The organism is Nonomuraea cypriaca (assembly GCF_015645445.1).
Lineage (GTDB): Bacteria > Actinomycetota > Actinomycetes > Streptosporangiales > Streptosporangiaceae > Nonomuraea > Nonomuraea cypriaca.
The window spans coordinates 1-1,028 of record NZ_JADOGI010000544.1 but is presented as its reverse complement, the minus strand read 5'-3'; the positions used below and the strand labels follow the sequence as shown (position 1 = coordinate 1,028).

The following is a 1,028-nucleotide window of genomic DNA, read 5'->3' as shown; positions in this document are numbered from 1 at the left end:
CGGGAAAGCTCCCCGTGGGCATGCGGTCCCTGCACCTCGTCGACGAGAGCCGCGCCGACCCCTGGAAGCCGGAGGTCAAGCGGGAGCTCATGGTGTCGCTCTGGTATCCGGCGCGGAAGTCCGGCGGGAAGGCCCCGCCGTACCTGACGCCCCAGGAGTCCGCGCTGGTCCTGGGGAACATCCCGGAGACCAGGGAGCTCCCTCCGGGCGCGCTCGCCACGATAAGGGTCCACTCCCACGCGAACGCGCCGGCCCGCACGGCGAAGGGCGGGCTTCCGCTGGTCGTCATGTCTCCCGGCGGCTCGTTTCCCCGGGCCACGCTGACCTCCCTGGCCGAGGAGCTCGCCAGCAGGGGCTACCTCGTCGCCGGCGTGGAGCACACGTACGAGTCCTTCGGCACCACGTTCCCCGACGGCGAGACCACGACCTGCCTCGCCTGTGACCATCCCGACAGCCTCAAGATGACCGAGGGACGCGTCGCCGACCTGCGCTTCGTCCTCGACAGGCTCACCACCGGGGAGTGGGGCGAGCTGATCGACAGGTCCAGGATCGCCGCCGCCGGGCACTCGATGGGCGGCAACAGCGCGGCCCACCTGATGCTCGCCGACCCCAGGGTGCGCGCGGCGGTCAACCTCGACGGAACGTTCTTCCCCGCGCTGCCGAAGGGGCCGAAGAAGGGGCCGGCCAGGCCGGTCATGCTGATCGGCAACCCACGGCACGAGCCGGACGGCGCCGACGAGACCTGGCCGCGGTCGTGGGCCAACCTCACCGGCTGGAAGCGCTGGCTGACCGTCGACGGGGCCGAGCACTCGTCGTTCGTCGACTTCGCCGTCCTCGGGCCGCAGCTCGGCATCCCGGTCGGCGAGATCGACGGCGAGCGCGCCCTGCGCATCACCCGCGCCTACCTATCAGTTACGTGGAATCAACTCCCCGTGCGTGTCCCTTCCAATGAGCTGATCTTGATTCGGTAGCCTCGCTGTCAGTCGAGGGGCGGGGGTCCTGGACGTGGCGGTGGTGCTGGAGGACAA

At 70.5% G+C, this 1,028-nt stretch carries 1 protein-coding gene; it reads left to right on the top strand.

Annotated features, from left to right (window positions below; translation table 11 throughout):
- Positions 1-971: alpha/beta hydrolase family protein (locus ITP53_RS55515; protein WP_207757783.1), on the top strand; the 971-nt coding region annotated here is incomplete at its 5' end.
- Between the last annotated feature and the right edge of the window lie 57 nt (positions 972-1,028).